This is a genomic window from Methylobacterium sp. 001424705 (assembly GCF_059816145.1).
On record NZ_JCBANU010000016.1, the window covers coordinates 75687 to 95944 of the forward strand.

Here is a 20258-nt window from a genome sequence, read left to right on the forward strand (position 1 = left end):
CCCTCATCCGCACCAGGTCAGGTCGCTCAGGGCGCGCAGCGGCCGCGTTCCGGGTCGGTCGGCGCCCACGCATCATGGGCGGCCCACGGGGCGACCGCGGTGATCCGCCGCGAGCCTCAGACGATTGCCAGCGCGGTCCGCATCCGTGCCTGATCCGGCACCGGCGAGGACGTCGCCTCGATGCGATCGATCAAGGCCATCACCTCGGAAGCGGGCCGCGCGGGGCTGTAGAGGAAGCCCTGTGCGACGTCGCAGCGCTTGGCGCGGAGGACGTCGAGCTGCGCCTGGGTCTCCACGCCCTCCACCGTCACGTTCATCGAGAGGGCGCGCGCCATCCGGGCGATCGCCTCGACGACGGCGACCTTCTCGGGCCGCCCCTGAAGGTCGCGCACGAAGGAGCGGTCGACCTTCACCTTGTCGAAGGGAAATTCCGTGAGGTAGCTCAGGCTGGAATAGCCCGTGCCGAAATCGTCGAGGGCGATACGCACCCCCTGGGCACGCAGCCGCTTCAGGTTCTCCAGGACCTCGTCGCCGTGGTCGAGCAGGACCGATTCGGTGATCTCGATCTCCAGGCGTTCGGGCGCCAGCCCCGTCTCCCGCAGGATGGCGGCGACCTCCTCGTGGAAGCTCGGCCTGCGCATGTGGATGGAGGAGATATTCACCGCGACGCACAGGTCCGGCCATCGGCGCGCGTCGGTGCAGGCGCGGCGCAGGGCCCAGCCGCCGATCTCGACGATGAAGCCGGTGGCTTCCGCGATGGGGATGATCTCGCCCGGCGAGACCCAGCCGTGCCCGGGCTTGTTCCAGCGCAGGAGCGCCTCGAAGCCCGTGACCCGCCCGCTGCGCATGTCGACCAGCGGCTGGTAGTGCAGTTCCATCGCGTCGGCGGCGAGCGCTTCGCGCATGTCCGTGTCCAGCTGACGCTGACGATGAGCGCGCTCCTCGAGGGACGGGTCGAAGCTGTGCCAGCGCCCCTTCCCGGCCGATTTGGCGCTGTAGAGCGCGAGGTCTGCACGGGACAGGAGGCTCGACGGATCGATGGCGTCGTCCGGCACGCAGGCGATGCCGACGCTCACGCCGATCTCCACATGCGCCTCATCGATCCGGAAGGACTGTCGAAGGGTGGATACGATGCCTTTGGCCAGAATCTCGGCCGCAGCCTTGCCGGCCTGTGGGGCGACCACGGCGAACTCGTCGCCGCCGAGGCGGTACGCCGTGGCCTCCGACCCGCAGAGGTCCGTCAGGCGCTGGGCGACCTGCCCGAGAAGACGGTCGCCGATGAGATGCCCGCGGCCGTCGTTCACCGCCTTGAACCCGTCGAGATCGAGGTAGAGCAGTACGCCCCGGCCCGCTCTCGAGGACGCCTCGCCGCAGAGATCCTGAAGGGCCGCCTGGAGCGCCGCCCGGTTGGGCAAGCCGGTCAGATTGTCGTGGCCGGCGAGAAAGGCGATGCGCGCCTGCGCCTCCCGGCTGGCCGTCACGTCCGATCCCACGCCGCGATATCCGACGAAGGTCCCGAGGGCATCGAAGATGGGCCGGCCGTTGAGGGTCAGCCAGCGCCTGCCGTCCCGCGTCCGGAGCCGCACGGTGTGATCGCGGAACGGACTCCGCGCCGCGATGGCGGTCAGGACGGCATCGATCCCGGTCGCGCCCCCGGCCTCGTCGGCGAAGTCCCTCAGGACAGCCTGGAGCGTGCGGTGGCGAAGGGCAACCGGATCGACGCCCAGCAGGCCGGCGATCGGCTCGAGGGAGGGCCTCAGGCGGCCGACGGTGTCGATCTCCCACAGCCAGTCGCTCGTCCCCTCGGCGAAGTCCTTGAGCAGGAGCTCGATCGTCTCGCTCTGGGCCTGCACCACGACGCGGTCCCGGATGCGCTGGTAGGCGTGCCCGCACAAGCGACGCGCGCTGACGAAGACGAAGGTCGCGTAGAGGGTCAGCAGCAGGGCAACGGAGTGGCCGACCGGTCCCTCGCACCCCGCCAGGCCGATGAAGATGCCGGCGACCACCGGGACCACCGCCAGAAGGGCGAGGGAGAAGACGGGGCCGGCGACGTAGGCGTGCGAGATCAGGGCGGCGCAGACGGCGCCGACGACGACCCGATAGGCATTGTCGAGGGTCGGGAGCAGGACGGCCGGCATCGTCGCCCAGGCGAGGCCGCGCCCGAACGCGAGCAGGTGCAGGACCCGGAAGGCCCCGCGGGTGGAGGGGCAGGACGCGCCCCCGCCGATGACACCCCGGTAACGGTGCGTGGCGACGATGGCGGCACCGCAGAGCGTCGTCACCGCCGCGGCCAGCACGGCGAGGTAGGTCTTCGCGGCGATGTCCCAGAAGATGGCGGCGAGCGAAAGCGCCACGGTCGCCTGGGTGAAAGCGGAATAGCGGCCGAGTTGCAGCGTCTCGCCGAGCATCGCCGCGCGGACCGCCGCACCCAGCCGTGCTTCGTCTTGGGAGGGGGAGGCCGGGGTATCGGCCTGCTCCGGAGCGGTCTCGACCCCTTCCGGGCCGGCATCGCCGATCGCACCGGTGGTGCGCCCATCGTCCAGGACCGCGAAGCGATCCCGGGATCCGTCCGGGGATCCGTCCCGTCGACCGGATAGGCCAGGGTGTGCGGAGACGGGCGGCATCAGGCGGCCATGCTGCGAGAGGCCGCGCGGCCTTGCCGGGTCGAGGCGTCGACCTCGCGGGTGGAGACCTTGATCAGACCCCCGTTCTGGCTGAACTCGGTGACGGCGACCGTCATCACCTGCATGCTGGCCGACATCTCCTGGGCCACCGCAGCCTGCTGCTGGACGGCGGTCGAGGAGGCCGCGATGTCGTTCGTCGGCCCGATGGTCTCCCCGATGCGGGCGATGGCGGTGGCGGCCCCCCGGGCGGCGGATTGGGTGCCGGTGATCTGGCTTTCGACGCTCGGGGTCGCCTTCGACGTCTGGGCGGCCAGGCTCTTCACCTCAGCGGCGCCGATGGCGAAGTGCTGCCCCGGCTCCCGGACCGGCGCCGCCTCGATGGTGGCGTTCCGTGCCAGGCGGCTGGTCCGGCGGGCGATCTCGCCGACGGAGGCAGCGATGCCGTCGAGGTCGAACTCGATCGACTTTTGGGAAGCATCGAGCGCACTGAGCTTCGATTTCAGTTCATCACCACCCCAGAACATCGCCATCCCCATGCAACGGACAGGCTGCCGTTACTGGTGCAAACTAGGCATGCGGACATAACGCAAACACAGGCAAATCCCCGAAACTCGGGGGTATCTCCGGGTTTTTGCGCCGCATTTTCTCTCATCCGCGATGCAACATCCGAGGCTCGCACCCGGCTGAAACGAAATCTGTCATGCCTATCCTCGTATGTGGCCAACGAGCCGGAACTGATAACCGAGGCGTTGAAGCCGGTCTTCGGGTGGGAAGGCAAGCTCCTCACCGTGGAGGCGCGTTTCAATCGTTTGTTTTCGTCCACACAGAGACGAAGACGCGCATGCCGTCGGATGAGCCGTGCGCCCCTCCCCGCAGCGCATCCCGGGGGGCATCACGGTACGAATGCCAAGCCAGGTGTCTTTTCACCCATTGGCAAGTCGCTTCGGAACTATAAGGACAGCAGGCAGGTCGAATCGCTGGAGCCGAAGGGGAAGCCTGTGCCCACGAGAGTTCTCATGCGCCCCCAGACGGCATCCGATGGCAACGGAACCCTGCGGGCGTTCTCCTCCCGGCACTTCCTCAAGCTCATCGAAGACACCGGCAAGGTGGGCTTCTGGTCCGCGGACCTTCGCAGAGAAGAGGTCGACGCGTCGCCGGGACTCTACCGTATTCTCGGCCTGGACCCGGCCTCCCGCGTAACCTTCGGGTTCGGCCTGGACATGATCCACCCCGACGACAAGGCCGCCCACGCGGATCAGATCGCGGTGCTGCGGAATGGCCAACCGATCAGCCGCGAGTTCCGGATCATCCGCCCGGACCGCACCCAGCGCTGGCTGTTGCACCATGCCGAGGTGATCCTGGGGCAGGACGGCAAGCCGAACCAGGGCATGGGCGTGGTGTTCGACGTGACGGCGCGTCACGATGCCATGAATGCGGTCATGCAGCGCCACGACCGCCTCAACGCCCTGATCGCCGCGACCGCCGCGGTCTTCTGGCTCAACAAGGCGAACGGCGAACCCAGCGAGATGCCGCAATGGATGGCCCTGACCGGTCAGAGCCACGCGGAAATGGAGGGCATGGGCTGGCTGAACGCCGTCCATCCCGATGATCGCGCCCGGACCCAGGCGGCCTGGATGACGGCGGTCGAGCACACGGCGCCCTACAACACCGACTACCGGGTGCTGTGCGCGGACGGCATCTACCGCTGGTTCAACGCCCGCGGCGCTCCGGTACTGAACCGCGACGGCTCGGTGCGGGAGTGGGTCGGCGTCTGCCTCAACGTCCCGGGCCGGAATCGATACGGCGCCTCCGGCACCGAGGCGTCGCCGCCGCCCTCCCCGCAGGCGACGGCCACGGCTTCGGCCGAGGCCGGACTGACCTCGGGACAGGTGCGGGCCGCCCGCGGCCTGACCGGCCTGTCGAAGGAGGAACTGGCCAAGCTGGCCAACGTCTCCGTCTCGACCTTGAACCGCCTGGAGGATTCTAATTCCGCCATCCAGCCGCGACCCGACACGATCCTGGCCGTGCGCCGGGCTCTCGAGGGGGTCGGCGTCGAGTTCATCTTCGAGGCGGGGAAGAAGCCGGGCGTCCGCGAGGCGTGAGCATCGCGGGGCGACGGGATCGGGCCGCCCCGGACGGATCGCTCAGTTGGCCGTCCGATGCGACGCGGCCGGCGCGAAGGTCCACCCGTTCAGGGAGCGGGGGATCGGCAAGCGCGCCAGGTCCAGCCCGCACGCGGCTTTGTAGGCATGCTCCTCGGTCAGCATCCGGAGCCCCTGCTCCGCCGTCTCGCAAGTTCCGAGAACGTCGTGGTCCAGCAGAACCACGTAACAATCCTTCTGCCCCAGGAGCGTTCGCTGGATGCGGAATGCTCCCTGAGGCGTGTCACAGAGCCAACAACCACCCATGGCGCGCACCTCCGCCTGAGATCCGGGAGCGAGATCATGCGGCGCGCACCCGATCCCTGTCCAGAACCTTAATGCATACCTTTTGATCTGACATGCAAAATTCCGCTTCCGCCGCCGGCGAGGCCTGCCCGTCGCGACGCTGTGCCGGCGGAGACCCGAAAGGGGATGACGGAATTGGGTGAGCGGTCCTACACTCCGCGCTGCCGACGACGGCCCCGCCCCGGTGAAGGAGACGCAGCGTGAGCGGACCAGAATCCGACGAAGACCGCGTCCGGAATACCACGGAGGTCGCGTCGAGGTCGCGCCGGTCCTTCCTCGCGCAGGGCACTGCCCTCGTCGGCGGCGGCCTCGTCGCCGCACGCACGGCGGAACCGGCCGCGGCGGCGTCCCCGGCCGGCGGTCCGCCGGGCGTGCCGCCCTGGATGACGACCCCCGGCGCGGAGACCGGGGCGCAACCCTACGGGACGCCGTCGCCGTTCGAGAAGACCGTCGTCAAGAACATTCCGAAGACCCTCAAGCAATACACCTCAGCATCGGTGCGCACGCCGCTGCAGGAGCTCGACGGGATCATCACGCCCAACGGGCTGTTCTACGAGCGCCACCATGGCGGCGTCCCCGCGATCGACCCGGCCCAGCACCGCCTGATGATCCACGGCCTGGTGGAGCGGCCCCTGGTCCTGACCATGGACGACGTCCGGCGCTTCCCGAGCGTGTCGCAGATCCACTTCATCGAGTGCTCGGGCAACCCCGACTTCAAGGCGATCCGGGCGGGCCGCACCGCCTCCGACCTGGTGGGGCTGGTGAGCTGCGCCGAATGGACGGGCGTGCGCCTCAGGACGGTGCTGGAGGAGGCCGGCCTCCAGCCGGGCGCCAAGTGGGTGATCGCCGAGGGCGCGGATGCGGCCGCGCTGACCCGCAGCCTCCCGATCGGGAAGTGCCTCGACGACGCGCTGCTCGTCTACAGCCAGAACGGCGAGCGCCTGCGCCCGCAGCAGGGCTACCCCCTGCGCGTGCTCCTGCCCGGCTACGAGGGCAACATGAGCGTGAAGTGGCTGCGCCGGCTCAACGTGACGGACGCGCCGGCCTATTCCCGCGAGGAGACGGCCAAGTACACCGACCTGATGCCGGACGGGACCGCGCGGCAGTTCACCTTCACCATGGAGGCGAAGTCGGTGATCACGCGGCCGTCGGGGACGCAGCGGATCGTGCCCGGCTTCAACGAGATCACCGGGATCGCCTGGAGCGGGCGGGGCACGATCGCCCGGGTCGAGGTCTCGGTGGACGACGGCCGGAGCTGGCAGGCGGCGCAGCTCCAGGCGCCCGTCCTCGACAAGGCGCTGACCCGGTTCCGCCTGGCCTGGACCTGGAACGGAGAGCCCGCCGTGATCCAGAGCCGGGCCACCGACGAGACCGGCTACGTGCAGCCGCTCTTCTCCGAACTGGCCGGGGCCCGGGGCCTGAACTCATTCTACCACAACAACGCCGTCATCCCCTGGCGCATCGCGGAGAGCGGAGAGGTGTCGAATGGCTATCCCAAGGCGTGACGGCACCGCCCTCCGAATCGGCCCCAGGGCCGCGATCGGCTTGGCCGCGACCGCCCTGGCCGCCATCGCTCTAGCGGCGACAGGGTTGGCCGCGATCGGCTTGGCCGCGATCGCTTCGGCCGGCCCGGCCTCGGCCGAGACCCGCTACGGGATCGGGCGCCCCGCCACCGCGGCGGAGGTCGCCGCCTGGAACATCGACATCGACCGGGACGGCCGGAAGCTTCCCGCCGGCCGAGGCAGCGTCGCCCAGGGCGGCGCCCTCTTCGCCGAGCGCTGCGCGTCCTGCCACGGCGCGAAGGGCGAGGGCGGCCTCGGCGACCGGCTCGTGGGCGGCCAGGGCACCCTCGCCTCGGCCCAGCCGGTGAAGACGGTGGGCAGCTTCTGGCCCTATGCCCCGACGCTGTTCGACTACGTCCGCCGCGCCATGCCGATGGACGCGCCGCAATCGCTCACGGACGACGAGGTCTACGCCGTCGTCGGCTACCTACTGAACCTGAACGGCCTCCTGCCGGACGACGCCGTCCTGGAGGCGAGGAGCCTCGCCGCCGTGCGGATGCCCAACCGCGACGGCTTCGTGCCGGATCCGCGCCCCGACGTGCCCTGAGGCGCGGCGGAGGCCGGGGGCGGCCGGGCTCGGTTCAACTGACAAGCTTGGTCCATCTACCCGGTCTTATGCAGCAACCTCACCCAAAAGCGTTGAGGTTGCTGCGGCGATAGGTCGACGTTCTATTCGCCCCGCTTCCGCTTCATCTCACGAAAAATGCGGTTCCAGCGCTGTTCGCTCTCGATCGCCCCCACGCTCCGAATATCGGTGAGCGTTGGCCGATCACGAAGGCGAGCGAACATATGTTGTGTTGAGCCGGTGGAGGAATCGAGCGCCGATTTCCATCGCATTCTCCTACTTCTTTGAGTTGCATTCTGCGGAGCGGTGCGTCCCGTCCGCACAAGACAAGAGGGGGCGATGAAGGGACGGTTCCCGCGCATCGAACCGAGCACTGAGGGGGGTTGCTCCCTGTTCGCGGATGGCAAGCGCTGAGAGCCAGCGGACCGATTGTTCAAAAATCGGGCCGTTCAATTCAACGCGTGAGCGAGCAAAAAATGAGTCGAGGATTTTCGCGTGTGTGAGGTTCATTTGCTCTGAAATCGCGCTAAGTGCGCAACGTCACGCTACCTCTCTTGGGTCGGGTTACGCGCACCTGCACGCGTATCCTGGACTTATCAAAAAGACCCGGATGAAAAAGTTTTTAGCGTTTCTGCGCACGCTTCGGAACGTGATTCTCGCGATGGTAGCGATCGTCGCGGTTCTAAAAACTCTCTCGAACGACAGCGCGGACGCCCTTTCGGGGTTCGCGCGTTCCTACAAGAAAATAAAAGCCGACCAGGACGTGCAGGAGCTATTTTCTGACGCAGGGATGGCAGCGCGGATCTTACGGGATTATGTAATATCCATCGAATGGCACGAATGGGCGATTTTTGGGGGCGTGGCGCTGATCGCAACGATCCTATGGATTGTGATTTATACCGTCCCGAGAAAAGCGCAGAAACGGCGTTACCGGGAGAAACTCAGGAGCGAAGTTCCAACCGTTCGAAGGCGGAATCGGAAGGCAGGCGGCGATGATCGTTGAAGCGATTTTATGGGCCGGAGGGATCGTTGTTGGTTATGCGATCGTAGCGAACCGCATGATGGCCTTTTCCGAGCCTCTTCGCATGGAGTCGATTGAGTTGGCTGCCTCACTGGTGGCCGATGAGCGTTTCCCTGACCATAGAAAGCGACAGATCGAAGTTCTGATGCCGTGGCTGGTGAGCGCGCGCTCGGCATGGACTCTCGTGGGCGCTTTGCCGCTTGCTGCGTGTGCAACGCTGTTCAAGGCCAGCCGACGCGATGCCGCTGTCGCCGATCCTCTGGCGGATTTACCAACTGATCTTCGCCGCAAATGGCGAGCCTTGCGGGTGCTCAGCTTGGTTGCGGCGTTGAGCGCAAGCCCGCTTGCAGCATTGATTTTCGCTACCTTATTCGCACTCGGTAGCTTCATCGTCTCAGGGGCGGTTTTGGCCGATTCCGTTTTTGCAAAAACGCTGAGACGAGGCGATGATTCATCGCACACGCATGGGCCACAGGAGCCTCTGCGCGCCTGACCTCATGCCAACGCTCGAACGCGAACTCCCGCCTGCTGCTCATCAGATTTAATGCAGCCATGCTGATGCGCTGTATTACGTAGCTGCCAAGCTGGACTCAACTGCCGGGTTTGGCGTGGACGTTGGCGAAGAACAGCTCCCGCCAGTCCCGGGCGCCGCGGCGGATCGTTTTCGTGCGGGCCATGAAGGTGACGACGGGCAGGATCGCCTGGGGGGTGGTGGTGAAGCTGACCTGGGGCGAGGCCAGGATCGGCGCGATGAGGCCGACGTCGGAGCCGTCGCGGGCGAGGCGCACATAGGCCTGGGCGGCGGCCCGGGGGTCGCCCGCGATGGAGGCGACCGCCTCCTCCAGGGCCGCCGTGAAGGCGGCGTGGAGGGTGGGATTGGCCTCCACGAAGGCGGCGGAGGCCCAGACCACGTTGAAGGTCGAGGGTCCGCCGAGCACGTCGAAGGAGTTGAGGATCGTCCGGATGCCGGGCCTGCGCAGCTCCAGCTCCTGGATCGGCGCGGCGGTGAAATGCGCGGTCACCTCCTGGCCGGCCAGGAGGGCGGCCATGCCGTCCGGGTGCGACAGGGTCACGGTCAGGCGGTCGAGGTCGTTGCGCCGCGCCTCCCCGAGCGCCTTCTCGGCCGCCATCTGCAGGAACATGGCCTGAACCGAGACCTTCACGGCCGGCAGGGCGATCTTGTCTCGGTCGGTGAAGTCGGCGAGCGAGCGGATGCGCTCCGCATTGGTGTTCATGAGGAGCGGCATGGCGTTCATCGCCGCCACGCCCTTCACCGCCATGGCGGTGCCCTCGGTCTTGGACCAGAGCAGGACGAGGGGCGGCACGCCGCCGGCCACGAACTGGATCGAGCCGGACAGGAGCGCGTCGTTCATCGCGGCCCCGCCCGCCAGGGTGACGTAGCGGACGCCGAGCCCCGACAGGCCCCGGGCCGCGGCGTGGGTCTGAAGCAGCCCCTGCTCCTCCATGAGCATCAGCGGCAGGTGTCCCAGGCTCGGCTGGCGCGCGATGGTGACCGCCTGCACTTCGGCCCGGGCCGGGCGCAGGCCCCCGAGGAGGGGCAGTCCCGCGCCGAGCAGTCCCCGGGCCAGTACGTCGCGTCGGCGCATGTGAACCTCCCTGGAGCGGACTCGCGATGGGGGATGCGGTCGGCCCGCCTTACGGAACGGAAATTTTCGGCCTGCGGATCACCGGGGCGGGCACGCTCTCGATCAGCACGTTGAGGCAGGCCGGCAGGCCGCTGGCCTGCGCCTCCTCCAGGGCCCCGGACAGGTCCTCGGCCCGGGTGACGAGGGCCCCGTGGCCGCCCAGAGCCGTCACGACGCGGTCGTAGCGGGAACTCAGGAGGTCGCAGTGGCGCGCCCGCGCCGCGCCGTACTGGCGCAGCTGGATCTGGTACTCGGCGTTCCAGCGGGCATCGTTGCCCACCACGGCGATGAAGGGCAGGCCGTAGCGCACGGCGGTGTCGAACTCGGCCATGTGGAAGCCGAAGGTGCCGTCCCCCAGGACCGCCACCACGGGCCCCGCCGGGTCGTGGAGGCGGGCCGCCAGGGCGAAGGGCAGCGACGCGCCGATGGTGCCCGAGACCCCGTTGATGAGGCGCCGGGAGGCCTGCACCAGGGCCTGGGGCCATTGCCCGATCTCGCCCCCGTCGCAGATCAGGGTGCCGCCGGGATGCCGGTCGAGGAAGGCGGCGACGCCGCGGCACAGCTCCGCCGGATGGAGGCGGCCCTCGGGGCCGCGCCGGTCGTCCCAGTCCGGGGGCCGGTACGCCACAGCCGCCCGCACGGTGGCCGGCCAGTCCGTCCGCGCGCGCGGGCGCCCCCCGGCGCAGGAGCCGGCCAGGGCCGCGAGGGTCGGCAGCGCATCGGCCGTGCCCGAGACGGCGAGGCGGGCCGGATCGACCCGCGCGACGAGGGCGGGGTCGGGGTCGACGACGACGAAGCGGCAGGCCGGCGCCACCGCGGGCGCCTCGCCGAACTTCAGGGTGAAGTCGAGGGGCTTGCCCACGAGCACGAGGCAGTCGGCCTGGGCCAGCACCTCGGCGAAGGCGCCCAGACTCGGATCGTTGAGGCCGCGCGGGCTCTCCATCCCGAGGACGGGCACGCCCGAGGCCGCCTCCAGCGCCGCCATCCGGGCGCGCCCCTCGGCGCCGCAGGCGACCGGGCCGCACAGGATCAGGGGGCGCTGCGCCCGGCCGAGCTCCGCCGCCACCGCCGCGACGAGGTCGGCGCCGGGCGCGCCGACCCGGATCGCGGCCTCGGCGGGTGCCGGGGGAGCGGCCGAGAGAGCGGCCGGGGCCTGCGCTTCCAGGAGGTCGACCGGCAGGCTGAGATGCACGGGCCCCGGCCGGCCCGCGCGGGCGATCCGCAGGGCCCGGGCGACGTCGTCGGCCAGGGTGTCGACGGCAGCCGCCGTCCACGAGGCCTTGGTCATCGGCCGGGCGATGTCGGCCTGGGCGAGTTCCTGGAAGGCGCCGCGCCCGAGCTCCGACAGGCCGGCATGGCCCGAGAGCAGGAGGACGGGGCTCTCCGCCGCCAGCGCCGTGAACAGGGCGGCGGCGCCGTTGGTCTGCCCCTGGCCGCCGGTGACCAGGGCGACCCCGACCTCCCCGGTCAGGCGGCCCCAGGCATCGGCCATGTGCACGCAGGCGGCCTCCTGGCGGACATGCACCACCGCGATATCCGTGCCCAGCAGGGCATCGAAGATCGGCATGATGTGGTTGCCCGACAGGGTGAAGATGCGGCGCACGCCGAGGCGCTCCAGCGTCTCGACGACGATGTCGGCTCCGCGCGGCCGGCCCCGGGACTGGTCCATGGCGTCTCTCTCGGCGATCCGTCGGGTGGGGGCGCGGCCTCAGGCCGCCGCATCGAGGAGGGAGGCGCCCGGGCGCACATGGGTGAAGGCGACGGGCTCCAGGGTGACGCCGAGCCCGTCCCCGGCCTGGCGCACCACGGTGTAGTGCGAGGTGGCGAGATCGGAGGCGTCGGGGAAGTCCTCGCGAAAGTGCGCCCCGCGGCTGTCGGTGCGGGCCAGGGCCGCGGCCCGGATCGCCTGGCTGACGCGGACGAGGTTCTCGAGGTTGAGCCGGTCCATCCAGGTCAGGTTGTAGCGGCGGTCGCCGTCGGGGATGCCGGCCTCCGCCACCGCGGTCGCGAGGGCGTCGAGGCGTTCCCCGGCCCGGGCCAGCCCGGCCGCGTCGCGCAGGATGCCGACATCGTCCCACATGGTGGCGTAGAGGGCCTCCCGGATCGCCTCCAGGTCGCCGGCCGGGCGCCCGAGAGGGCCGTAGGCGCGGGCGAGCCCCGCCTCGATCGCGTGAGGATCGGGCTCGGCGAGGCGTCGCACGCCCCGGACGTCGCGGGCCATGGCGGAGCCGGCCAGGCCCCCGAACACCGTCGAGTTGGCGACGCCGTTGCCGCCGAGGCGGTTGGCCCCGTGCACCCCGCCGGTATCCTCCCCGGCCGCGTAGAGGCGCGGCAGCTCGGTGCCGCAGCCGGGGCGGAAGGCGACCCCGCCCATCATGTAATGGGCGGTGGGGATGACCTCGACCAGGCCCCCGGCGAGATCGAAGCCGCAATCAGCGCAGCGCTCCACCATGCCCTTGAACTTGGCGGCCACGTCCGCGGGCCCGAGATGGCTCATCTGGAGGTAGACGCCGCCATGGGGGGTGGCGTGGCCGTCGCGGATCCGCCGCATGATCGAGCGGCTGACGACGTCGCGGGTCGCCCGCTCCGCCCGCGGGTCGTAGTGCTGCATGAAGCGCTCGCGGGAGGCGTCGAGCAGGTAGCCGCCCGCGCCCCGCAGCCCCTCCTCCAGCACCGTGCCGGTCATCCGCGTGCCCGCGCCCGCCAGCAGGCCGGTGGGATGGAACTGGACCATCTCCATGTCGCGTAAGGGCAGGCCGGCGCGGAGCGCCATGGCGAGGCCGTCGCAGGTCTTGTCGCCGGAGGGCGTGTGGAACTTGTACATGGTCGGGCCGCCGCCCGTGGCGAGCAGGGTCGCCCGGGCGCGGACCAGGACCGGGATTCCGGTCCGCATGTCCAGCATCAGCACGCCGGCGAGGCCGGAGCCGTCGGCGGCCGGGATCAGCTCGAGGGCGCGGTGATCCTCCAGGCGCCGGACGTCCCGGCGCCAGACCTGTTCGGACAGGCGGTTGATGATCTCGATGCCGGTGAGGTCGCCCTTGTGCACGGTGCGGTCGAAGGTCTGACCGGCGAAGGCCTTCTGGTGGACGCTGCCGTCGGGGTTGCGGTCGAAGAAGCAGCCGAGCTCGGTCTCCAGTTCGCGGATGCGGACCTGCGCCTCCGTGACCAGGGTCCAGGCCAGCTCCTGGTTGTTCAGCCACTTGCCGCCCTCGATCGTGTCCATGAAGTGGCGCTCGACCGAATCGCCCGGGGCGAGGGCGACGTTGTAGCCGCCCTGGACCATGCGGGTGCAGCCGCACTTGCCGAGCAGGCCCTTCACCGCGACGGTGACCTGGAGGTCGGGGGCGGCCTTCTTGGCGTGGAGGGCGGCGAACAGGCCGGCGCCCCCCGAGCCCAGAATGAGGATGTCGGTCTCGACGGTGGTCGGCACGGCGCGCATCAGGCGGCTCCCAGGCTCTCGATGACGGCATCCCGCCGGCTGGCGACGTCGCGCTGGACGTCGGCGAAGAGCGAGCCGCCGTGGGAATCCATGCCGACCAGGAGGGGGCCGAAGTCGCGGATCGCGAACTTCCACAGGCTCTCGGGGTGGAGGTCGTCGAGGTCGATGTCGTCGATCCGCTCGATCCAGGTCGTCTCCAGGGCGGCGGCGCCCCCGACGATGGCGAGGTAGGCGCCGCCGTGTTCGGCGAAGGCCGCGAGGGTCTGGGGGCCCATGCCGCCCTTGCCGACGATGAGGCGCACGCCCTCGCGCCGCATCAGGGCGTCGGTGAAGCGCTCCATCCGCATGGAGGTGGTGGTGCCGATGCAGAACGGCGCGTAGCCCACCGGCGCCTCGGGGGAGACCGGTACGCGGTGGACGTTGGGCGCGGTGTGGATCACCGCGTGGCCGGTGAGATCGAGATGGGTCCGGCGCCCCCGGTCGAACATGTGGATCAGGGTGGCGTCCCGGATGCCGAACAGGGTCTTTCGCAGGGTGACGGTGTCGCCGACCTTCAGGGCGCGGACCTGGGCCGCGTCGACCGGCATGTCGAGAACGTGGTGCATGGCGCAGGCCCTCCCGGAGGCGGCGATTTCAGTCGAAGGCGATACCGCCCGGCGTGAAGGTCGCCCTCGCCCGGCGGGCCGAGTGGCACTGGATGTTCACCGCCACCGGGTTCTGGGTGATGTGGGTGGCGGCGATTTCCACATGCACGGCGAAGCTGGTGGAGCGCCCGCCGAGCCCCTGGGGGCCGATGCCGAGCTCGTTGACGGCGCGCGACAGCTCCGCCTCGATCCGGGCGCCGTCGGGATCGGAACAGGCGGTCCGCAGCTTGCGGGTGGCCGCCACCTTGGCCAGATGCATGCACAGGTCCGAGGTGCCGCCGATGCCGACGCCCACGATGGTGGGCGGGCAGACGCGGCCGCCGAGCTCGATCACGCGGTCGATGACGAAGCGCTTGACCGCGTTGATGCCGTCCGAGGGCAGCAGCATCTGCAGGAACGAGCCATTCTCCGAGCCCGAGCCCTTCGGGATCATCTCCACCGAGACGGTCTCGGGCCGGTCGTCGAAATCCACATGGATGATCGGCACGCGGATGCCGCAGGAGGTCTGCTCGTTCACGCGGGTGATCGGGTGGACCACGGAGGAGCGCAGGGAATGCTCGGTGGTCGCGCGTTCGCAGCCGCGCCGGATCGCGGCCTTGAGGTCGGCGCCCTCGACGCGCACGTCGCGCCCGATCACCACGTTGTAGATCGGGATGCCGGTGTCCTGGCAGAGGATGTTCCGGGTGCGCTCGGCCACCGCGATGTTCTCCACCATGGTGCCGAGGATCGCCCGGCCGGTGGCGCTGGTCTCCTCGCGGGCGAGATCCGCGAAGCCCGCCTTGATGTCCGGCGGCAGCAGCTTCAGGGCGCGGACGTAGAGGTCCTTGCACACCGCTTCGACTTCGGTGAGGTCGAGATCCATGCCGGTCTCCTTCGAAGGGTTGGCTCAGGCGCCGCCGAGCAGGAACAGGAGCCCCACCGCGAGCCCCGCCGCCACGCAGGCGGAGACGACGAGCGCCGTCCGCTCCCGGGTGACGAACCACTCGAGGGCCAGCACGCGCAGGCCCAGGACCATGTGCAGGGCCAGCGCGCTGACGAGGCCCCATTCGGCCGCGCGCACGAAGCCGTTGTGGGTCAGCCCGAGGAAGCTCTCGAGGCGGTCGGCCCCCTGCAGGGCGGTGCCGAGGGCGATGAAGTGCATCGGCAGGAACAGCGCCAGGGCGATCCCCGAGAGGCGGTGCAGCAGGGCGGCGGCGAGCCCCGCGCGCGGACGGGCGGCGCGGAGGCTCCTTGGCCGCGGGGCGGCGGTCTGCGTCCCGGCGCTCATGCGACGTAGACCGCGAGCGCCGCGCGCAGGCCGAGGACGACGAGGAGCGCCGCGACGGCGAGCATCGCCCCGTCGAGGGAGCGTCCGCGCCAGGGCGTCCACTCCCGCAGGATGCTGCGCAGGCCGATGGGCGCGTGGATCGCCGCCGCCACCACGAAGACGCCGTAGAACACGAGGAAGGCCAGGTTGCCCTGCGTCCGGCCCAGGATCTCCCCGGCGGTGAGCCCGCCGCGCACGGCGTACAGGATCGTGCCGAGATGGACCGCCACCGCCACCGCCAGGATCCCGGCGGTGCCGCGCTGCGCCACGTAGAGGAGCGGGCTCATGCCGACCTCCGGAAATGCCGCGCGCTGAGCCGCTTCAGGGCAGACCGGGCGGTGGCGCGCTTCAGCCCCGCGATGGCGAAGGTCGGCGCCAGGGCCTTGGGGCAGTGCTCGGTGCAGCTCATGTGGGTGTGGCAGGACTGGCAGCCGGCATCCCCGGACACGGCCTCCAGCCGCGCCGCCTGGCCCCGGTCGCGCACGTCGTTCACCAGGGTCCAGGCCCGGTTGAGGGCGGCCGGGCCGAGATAGTCCGGGTTCCAGGCGACCACGTCGCAGGCGGCGTAGCAGACGCCGCAATTGATGCACTCGATGCCGGCGTCCACCGCCCGGCGCGCGGGCGAATCCGGCGCCACCACGGCGAAGTCCGCGGGCGGCGCGTCGCCGGGCTCGAAGGCCCCGTGGGCGGCCGTCCACTTCTCGAAGAACGGCTCCATGTCGACGGCCAAGTCCTTGACCACCGGCAGGTTGCGCAGGGGCTCGAGGGTCAGGCCGTCGTCCTCCGCCACCGCCGCGACCCGCGTGCGGCAGGTCCAGCGCGGGCGCCCGTTCACCGTCATGGCGCAGGAGCCGCACATGCCGACCCGGCAGGCGAAGCGGTAGGCGAGCGTCGGGTCCTGCTCGCGCTGGATCTCGGTGACCACGTCGAGGATGGTCTGGGCCGGGCGCCGCGCCACGGTGAAGGCCTGGAAGCCGCCGTCCCGCCGGATGCGCACTCTCAGCGTCGCGCCGGGCACGGCCTCGACCGTGGGATCGGCCGGGGCGGGGACGGGAACGGACACGGTCATGCCTCAGCGCTCCGCCTTGGCGGCGGCGCCGGGAAAGAACAGCTCGCCCTGGTCGGCGGCCTTGGCGGCCACGAGGCCGGCGCGGTTCATGTAATCGAGATAGGCCAGCATGTTCAGGGGCGCGCTGGTCCACTGGGTCTGCGGCGCGCGGATGATCTCCACCGCCTCCGCCTCGGTGAGCCGGGCGTTCTCGGCCTTGATCCAGAGCGCGGCGACCCGGGCGGGCTCGGCCTTGATGAGCGCCAGGCTCTCCTCCAGGGCGGCCCGGAAGGCGGCCACGATCTTCGGGTTGGCGGTGACGAAGCGGCTGCTCGCCCAGACGAGGTTGAAGGTGTGCGGCCCGCCGAGGACGTCGTAGCTGTCCAGCACCTTGCGGGCCTTGGGGTCCTTCAGCTCCACCTCCTGGAACGGCGGGGCGCCGAAATGCGCCGTGATCTCGGAGCGGCCGCCGAGCATCGCCGTCTGGGCGTCGGGATGGCCCATCGAGACCGTGAGGGGGTCGAGCTTGCCCTGCTGGCCCGGCCCGAAGGCCTTCTCGGCGGCCATCTGCAGGGTGATCGCCTGGATCGAGCTCTTCACCGTGGGCAGGGCGATCTTGTCCTTCTCGGTGAAGTCCTTGATCGAGGAAACGGCCGGGTTCACGGTCACCAGCCAGAGCGGCATCGCGTTGAGGGCCGCCACGCCCTTGATCATCAGGTTGCCGCGGGTGCGGCCCCAGATCGTCAGCATCGGCCCGACGCCGCCGGCGGCGAAGTCGAGGTTCCCCGAGAGCAGGGCCTCGTTCATGCCCGAGCCGCCGGTGAAGCGCAGCCACTCCGTCTGGAGCTCCAGGCCCTGCTGACGGGCCTGCTTCTCGAGGAGGTGCTCCTCCTCCATCACCGTGAGGGGCAGGTAGGAGATGCCGAACTGCTTGGCGAGGCGCACCACGGAGGCCTCCGCCCGAGCGGACCCCGCGCCGGCCAGAAGGCTCGCCGAGAGCCCCACCGAGATCAGGGCCGCGGCGCCGCAGAGCCGGATGAGACGGCCGAGTGCCATGTGTTCCTCCTGCCTTGAGCCCGAATTCTCTGGTCCGGTGCCGAGGGCCACGATAGCCTCGTGCCGACCGCTGTCAACGGTCATATGTCATATACATGAGTTGCCGATGTCGAACCGCATGCGCGGCGCCCCCACCCCCCAGGCGCATCCCGAAGTCCCGTCGCCGGCCGCGCCCGAGATCGCGCCCGTGACCGGACCCACGACCGCCCCCATGACCGCCCCCATGACCGGGCCTCTGGCGAGCCGTCCGCTCTACCTGCAGGCCCGCGACCTGCTGCTGCGCCGGATCGTGGACGGCACCTGGAAGCCGGGCGGCTACCTGCCGAGCGAGCCGCAGCTGGCCCTCGACCTCGGCGTCTCCATCGGGACGATCCGCAAGGCCATGGAGGACCTCGTCGGGCAGGGCCTGCTGGAGCGCCAGCACGGGCGCGGCACGCAGGTGGTGCCCCATTCGAGCGACCGGTCGCGCTTCCGCTTCCTGCGCTTCGTCCACGGCGACGGGCGGCCGTTCCGCCCGGTGGCCCGCGTCCTCGCCGCCGGGACCGCGCGGGCCGACGCGCAGGACCGGGCCGCCCTCGGGCTGGGGGCGGGCGCCAAGGTGCTGGTCCTGCTGCGGACCCGCAGCGAGGACGGCGTGCCGCTGATCTACGAGCGCATCGCGCTGCCGGCCGAGCCCTTCGCCGCGCTGAGGCCGGAGCCCGGCGCCGAGATGCTGGAGGAGATCTACGTGCTCTATCAGGCGCGCTGCGGCCAGACCGTGGCGCGGGCCCGGGACACGATCGCCACCGACCGGGCGAGCCCGGCCATGGCGGACGCCCTCGGCTGTGCGCCGGGGGCGCCCCTGCTGCTGGTGCGCCGGGTCGCCGTCGCCCTCACGGGCGACCCCATCGAGTATCGCCAGAGCTGGACGGCCATGCTTCACTACCGCTCCGACCTCGACTGACGGAGCGGAGGTCCTTCGGGCAGACCCGCCTCAGGCCTGCATGCCCCAGCGCTGCAGGGTGTGGCGCTCGATGGTCTGGAAGATCAGGTTCTCGACGCAGAGGCCGATGAGGATCACCGTCAAGAGCCCCGCGAAGACGTTGGGGATGTCGAGCATGTTCTTGTTCTCGAAGATGAACCAGCCCAGCCCCCCCGAGCCCGAGCTGACGCCGAAGACGAGTTCCGCCGCGATCAGGGTGCGCCAGGCGAAGGCCCAGCCGACCTTGAGGCCGGTGAGGATGCTGGGGAAGGCCGCCGGGATCAGGATCTTGGTGATCAGCCGGCTGCCGCGCAGGCCGTAGTTGCGCCCGACCATCTTCAGGGTCCGGCTGACCGAGAGGAAGCCCGAATGGGTGTTGAGGGCGATGGCCCAGGTCACCGAATGGACCAGCACGAAGATCAGGCTGCCGTTGCCCAGCCCGAACCAGATCAGCGCCAGGGGCAGAAGCGCGATGGCCGGCAGGGGATTGAACATCGACGTCATCGTCTCGAGGAAGTCGGTGCCGATGCGCGAGCTGATCGCGATGCCGGTGAGCAGGGTCGCCAGCAGGATCCCGAGGCCGTAGCCGATCAGCAGGACCTTGATCGAGCCCCAGGCCCGCAGCACCAGGGTGCCGTCCGCCACGCCCCGAGCGAAGGCCGTCACGGTGGCGGAGAAGGTCGGGAACAGGAGGTCGTTGTCGAGGTAGCGCCCGTAGGCCTCCCAGATCAGGGCCAGCACCGCCAGGATCACGAGCTTGCGCAGCCAGCCCTGGTTGTAGAGGCGCTCGACGGCCGAGAGCGGCTTCTCGACGACGGCGCCCCCATAGGCGCCGCCGGTCTCGCGGACGATCTCGGGACGGGCGGGCCGGAGGAGGACGGGTGACACGAGCGCCTTCGCGGTCCTAGACATTCTCCGCCTCCTTGATCTCTTCGGAAAACAGCATCCGATGGATGCGCTGCTCCAGGAGCAGGGTCTCCTGCGGCGAGCCGGCCGTGTTGAGCTCGGCCTTGACCTCGCCGGGATGCGGCGAGAGCAGCAGGATGCGCGAGCCGATCTTGATCGCCTCCGGAATCGAGTGCGTGACGAACAGCACCGTGAAGCGCGTCTCCTCCCACAGGGCCAGGAGTTCGTCCTGCATCCGCCGGCGGGTGAGCGCGTCCAGGGCCGCGAAGGGCTCGTCCATGAGCAGGATGTCGGGCTCCATCGCCATGCCGCGGGCGATGGCCACCCGCTGCTTCATGCCGCCCGACAGCATGTGCGGATAGCTGTCGGCGAAGGCCGAGAGGTTGACCTTGTCGATATAGTGCATGGCCCGTTCGTCGGCGGCCCGGCCCGACAGGCGCCCCGAGGCCTCGAGGGCGAAGGCGACGTTCTGGCGGACGGTCTTCCAGGGCAGCAACTGGTCGAATTCCTGGAACACCATCATCCGGTCCGGGCCGGGCTCGGTGATGGCCTGGCCCTTCAGGCGGATCTGGCCCTCCGTCGGCGCCATGTAGCCGCCCACCGACTTCAGGAGGGTGGATTTCCCGCAGCCCGAGGGTCCGAGCAGGACGAACCGGTCGCTCGGGAAGACCTGGAAGCCGACCCGGTAGGTCGCCGTGACGAGGTGGTCGGGGGTCTTGTACTGCAGCGTGACGCCGTCGACCTCGAGCAGCGGCCCCGTGACGTTCGAGGGCAAGCCTGTCGCCAAGCTCATCGCATCCTCCCTTTGGCCACGCGCATGGCGGCACTGCTGGTTTTCAGGGGCGGTCTGGAGCCGCTTTGCCTTCGGACGACCGGCCGCCCGAGCCCCGATCCGTCGGCCCTGGCACAATCGTTCGTCCGACCCCTGGATACCAAGCACGATCCTTCCTGTAAATATAATAGCTATCTATTATAAGACAGGTTTTTATTCTTGTTGGCGGGCCTTTTTGGCTTGGGCCGGGGGCGGCCCGGG

The 20258-nt window shown here is 70.0% G+C and carries 20 protein-coding genes; 6 read left to right on the top strand and 14 right to left on the bottom strand.

Going from position 1 to position 20258, the window contains the following annotated elements; translation table 11 throughout:
• Positions 1–116 precede the first annotated feature (116 nt).
• Both AC6EUL_RS13555 and AC6EUL_RS13560 read right to left on the bottom strand, forming a co-directional pair.
• Positions 117–2408, bottom strand: a complete 2292-nt coding sequence (locus AC6EUL_RS13555) for a putative bifunctional diguanylate cyclase/phosphodiesterase (protein WP_499870651.1) — start codon at positions 2406–2408, stop codon at positions 117–119.
• Between the two features lie 215 nt (positions 2409–2623).
• A complete protein-coding gene (locus AC6EUL_RS13560; RefSeq protein WP_499870653.1) occupies positions 2624–3148 on the bottom strand; it encodes a methyl-accepting chemotaxis protein in 525 nt (174 codons plus the stop codon).
• 492 nt (positions 3149–3640) lie between these two features.
• On the opposite strand from AC6EUL_RS13560, the gene AC6EUL_RS13565 reads away from it, so the two are divergent.
• The gene (locus AC6EUL_RS13565; RefSeq protein ID WP_056379821.1) at positions 3641–4726 is read left to right on the top strand and encodes a PAS domain-containing protein; all 1086 of its coding nucleotides are present in this window, start codon (positions 3641–3643) and stop codon (positions 4724–4726) included.
• 42 nt (positions 4727–4768) lie between these two features.
• Here AC6EUL_RS13565 and AC6EUL_RS13570 read toward each other — a convergent pair whose 3' ends face one another.
• Positions 4769–4951 carry a hypothetical protein gene (locus tag AC6EUL_RS13570; protein ID WP_056216322.1) on the bottom strand — a complete coding sequence of 61 codons (183 nt, stop codon included), beginning with the start codon at positions 4949–4951 and terminating at the stop codon, positions 4769–4771.
• A 320-nt stretch (positions 4952–5271) separates the two neighbouring features.
• On the opposite strand from AC6EUL_RS13570, the gene soxC reads away from it, so the two are divergent.
• From soxC to AC6EUL_RS13590, 4 genes are all read left to right on the top strand, one after another.
• Positions 5272–6576: a sulfite dehydrogenase gene (gene soxC / locus AC6EUL_RS13575; protein WP_499870656.1), complete on the top strand. Its 1305-nt coding sequence runs from the start codon at positions 5272–5274 to the stop codon at positions 6574–6576.
• Positions 6557–7180, top strand: a complete 624-nt coding sequence (locus tag AC6EUL_RS13580) for a c-type cytochrome (protein ID WP_499870658.1) — start codon at positions 6557–6559, stop codon at positions 7178–7180. Before soxC ends, AC6EUL_RS13580 begins: the two co-directional genes overlap by 20 nt.
• A gap of 628 nt (positions 7181–7808) precedes the next feature.
• Positions 7809–8201 carry a hypothetical protein gene (locus AC6EUL_RS13585; RefSeq protein ID WP_499870660.1) on the top strand — a complete coding sequence of 131 codons (393 nt, stop codon included), beginning with the start codon at positions 7809–7811 and terminating at the stop codon, positions 8199–8201.
• Positions 8191–8712 carry a hypothetical protein gene (locus AC6EUL_RS13590; RefSeq protein WP_499870662.1) on the top strand — a complete coding sequence of 174 codons (522 nt, stop codon included), beginning with the start codon at positions 8191–8193 and terminating at the stop codon, positions 8710–8712. Before AC6EUL_RS13585 ends, AC6EUL_RS13590 begins: the two co-directional genes overlap by 11 nt.
• Positions 8713–8809: 97 nt before the next feature.
• Here AC6EUL_RS13590 and AC6EUL_RS13595 read toward each other — a convergent pair whose 3' ends face one another.
• From AC6EUL_RS13595 to AC6EUL_RS13635, 9 genes are read right to left on the bottom strand one after another with little or no spacing between them, the layout of a single operon-like run.
• The gene (locus AC6EUL_RS13595) at positions 8810–9826 is read right to left on the bottom strand and encodes an ABC transporter substrate-binding protein (RefSeq protein ID WP_499870664.1); all 1017 of its coding nucleotides are present in this window, start codon (positions 9824–9826) and stop codon (positions 8810–8812) included.
• A 49-nt stretch (positions 9827–9875) separates the two neighbouring features.
• Positions 9876–11534, bottom strand: coding sequence for a thiamine pyrophosphate-binding protein (locus AC6EUL_RS13600; protein WP_499870666.1), 1659 nt, complete (start codon positions 11532–11534; stop codon positions 9876–9878).
• Positions 11535–11573: 39 nt separating this feature from the next.
• Positions 11574–13304: an L-aspartate oxidase gene (locus tag AC6EUL_RS13605; RefSeq protein WP_499870668.1), complete on the bottom strand. Its 1731-nt coding sequence runs from the start codon at positions 13302–13304 to the stop codon at positions 11574–11576.
• Complete coding sequence (locus AC6EUL_RS13610; protein ID WP_056216309.1) at positions 13304–13909, bottom strand: fumarate hydratase C-terminal domain-containing protein; 606 nt, start codon at positions 13907–13909, stop codon at positions 13304–13306. Before AC6EUL_RS13610 ends, AC6EUL_RS13605 begins: the two co-directional genes overlap by 1 nt.
• A 28-nt stretch (positions 13910–13937) precedes the next feature.
• On the bottom strand, positions 13938–14810 hold the full coding sequence (locus tag AC6EUL_RS13615; RefSeq protein WP_499870670.1) for a fumarate hydratase: 873 nt from the start codon (positions 14808–14810) through the stop codon (positions 13938–13940).
• A gap of 24 nt (positions 14811–14834) precedes the next feature.
• Positions 14835–15215, bottom strand: coding sequence for a succinate dehydrogenase, cytochrome b556 subunit (gene sdhC / locus AC6EUL_RS13620; protein ID WP_499870672.1), 381 nt, complete (start codon positions 15213–15215; stop codon positions 14835–14837).
• Positions 15212–15541 carry a succinate dehydrogenase/fumarate reductase transmembrane subunit gene (locus AC6EUL_RS13625; protein WP_056216303.1) on the bottom strand — a complete coding sequence of 110 codons (330 nt, stop codon included), beginning with the start codon at positions 15539–15541 and terminating at the stop codon, positions 15212–15214. The genes sdhC and AC6EUL_RS13625 overlap by 4 nt, the downstream gene beginning before the upstream one ends.
• A complete protein-coding gene (locus AC6EUL_RS13630) occupies positions 15538–16323 on the bottom strand; it encodes a succinate dehydrogenase/fumarate reductase iron-sulfur subunit (protein ID WP_499870675.1) in 786 nt (261 codons plus the stop codon). Before AC6EUL_RS13630 ends, AC6EUL_RS13625 begins: the two co-directional genes overlap by 4 nt.
• Before the next feature lie 3 nt (positions 16324–16326).
• Positions 16327–17358 carry an ABC transporter substrate-binding protein gene (locus AC6EUL_RS13635; protein WP_499870677.1) on the bottom strand — a complete coding sequence of 344 codons (1032 nt, stop codon included), beginning with the start codon at positions 17356–17358 and terminating at the stop codon, positions 16327–16329.
• Positions 17359–17464: 106 nt separating this feature from the next.
• Here AC6EUL_RS13635 and AC6EUL_RS13640 point away from each other — a divergent pair, with 106 nt between their 5' ends.
• The gene (locus tag AC6EUL_RS13640) at positions 17465–18301 is read left to right on the top strand and encodes a GntR family transcriptional regulator (protein WP_499870679.1); all 837 of its coding nucleotides are present in this window, start codon (positions 17465–17467) and stop codon (positions 18299–18301) included.
• Positions 18302–18331: 30 nt separating this feature from the next.
• Here AC6EUL_RS13640 and AC6EUL_RS13645 read toward each other — a convergent pair whose 3' ends face one another.
• Positions 18332–19231, bottom strand: a complete 900-nt coding sequence (locus AC6EUL_RS13645) for an ABC transporter permease (protein ID WP_056216296.1) — start codon at positions 19229–19231, stop codon at positions 18332–18334.
• Complete coding sequence (locus AC6EUL_RS13650) at positions 19224–20018, bottom strand: ABC transporter ATP-binding protein (protein WP_056216294.1); 795 nt, start codon at positions 20016–20018, stop codon at positions 19224–19226. Before AC6EUL_RS13650 ends, AC6EUL_RS13645 begins: the two co-directional genes overlap by 8 nt.
• Positions 20019–20258 lie beyond the last annotated feature (240 nt).

Bases quoted from the DNA above. Each gene is read 5' to 3' on its own strand.
- AC6EUL_RS13555 (WP_499870651.1), bottom strand. From the start codon at position 2,408: ATGCTCGGCGAGACGCTGCAACTCGGCCGCTATTCCGCTTTCACCCAG.
- AC6EUL_RS13560 (WP_499870653.1), bottom strand. From the start codon at position 3,148: ATGTTCTGGGGTGGTGATGAACTGAAATCGAAGCTCAGTGCGCTCGAT.
- AC6EUL_RS13565 (WP_056379821.1), top strand. From the start codon at position 3,641: ATGCGCCCCCAGACGGCATCCGATGGCAACGGAACCCTGCGGGCGTTC.
- AC6EUL_RS13580 (WP_499870658.1), top strand. From the start codon at position 6,557: ATGGCTATCCCAAGGCGTGACGGCACCGCCCTCCGAATCGGCCCCAGG.
- AC6EUL_RS13585 (WP_499870660.1), top strand. From the start codon at position 7,809: ATGAAAAAGTTTTTAGCGTTTCTGCGCACGCTTCGGAACGTGATTCTC.
- AC6EUL_RS13590 (WP_499870662.1), top strand. From the start codon at position 8,191: ATGATCGTTGAAGCGATTTTATGGGCCGGAGGGATCGTTGTTGGTTAT.
- AC6EUL_RS13595 (WP_499870664.1), bottom strand. From the start codon at position 9,826: ATGCGCCGACGCGACGTACTGGCCCGGGGACTGCTCGGCGCGGGACTG.
- AC6EUL_RS13600 (WP_499870666.1), bottom strand. From the start codon at position 11,534: ATGGACCAGTCCCGGGGCCGGCCGCGCGGAGCCGACATCGTCGTCGAG.
- AC6EUL_RS13605 (WP_499870668.1), bottom strand. From the start codon at position 13,304: ATGCGCGCCGTGCCGACCACCGTCGAGACCGACATCCTCATTCTGGGC.
- AC6EUL_RS13610 (WP_056216309.1), bottom strand. From the start codon at position 13,909: ATGCACCACGTTCTCGACATGCCGGTCGACGCGGCCCAGGTCCGCGCC.
- AC6EUL_RS13615 (WP_499870670.1), bottom strand. From the start codon at position 14,810: ATGGATCTCGACCTCACCGAAGTCGAAGCGGTGTGCAAGGACCTCTAC.
- sdhC (WP_499870672.1), bottom strand. From the start codon at position 15,215: ATGAGCGCCGGGACGCAGACCGCCGCCCCGCGGCCAAGGAGCCTCCGC.
- AC6EUL_RS13625 (WP_056216303.1), bottom strand. From the start codon at position 15,541: ATGAGCCCGCTCCTCTACGTGGCGCAGCGCGGCACCGCCGGGATCCTG.
- AC6EUL_RS13630 (WP_499870675.1), bottom strand. From the start codon at position 16,323: ATGACCGTGTCCGTTCCCGTCCCCGCCCCGGCCGATCCCACGGTCGAG.
- AC6EUL_RS13635 (WP_499870677.1), bottom strand. From the start codon at position 17,358: ATGGCACTCGGCCGTCTCATCCGGCTCTGCGGCGCCGCGGCCCTGATC.
- AC6EUL_RS13640 (WP_499870679.1), top strand. From the start codon at position 17,465: ATGTCGAACCGCATGCGCGGCGCCCCCACCCCCCAGGCGCATCCCGAA.
- AC6EUL_RS13645 (WP_056216296.1), bottom strand. From the start codon at position 19,231: ATGTCTAGGACCGCGAAGGCGCTCGTGTCACCCGTCCTCCTCCGGCCC.
- AC6EUL_RS13650 (WP_056216294.1), bottom strand. From the start codon at position 20,018: ATGAGCTTGGCGACAGGCTTGCCCTCGAACGTCACGGGGCCGCTGCTC.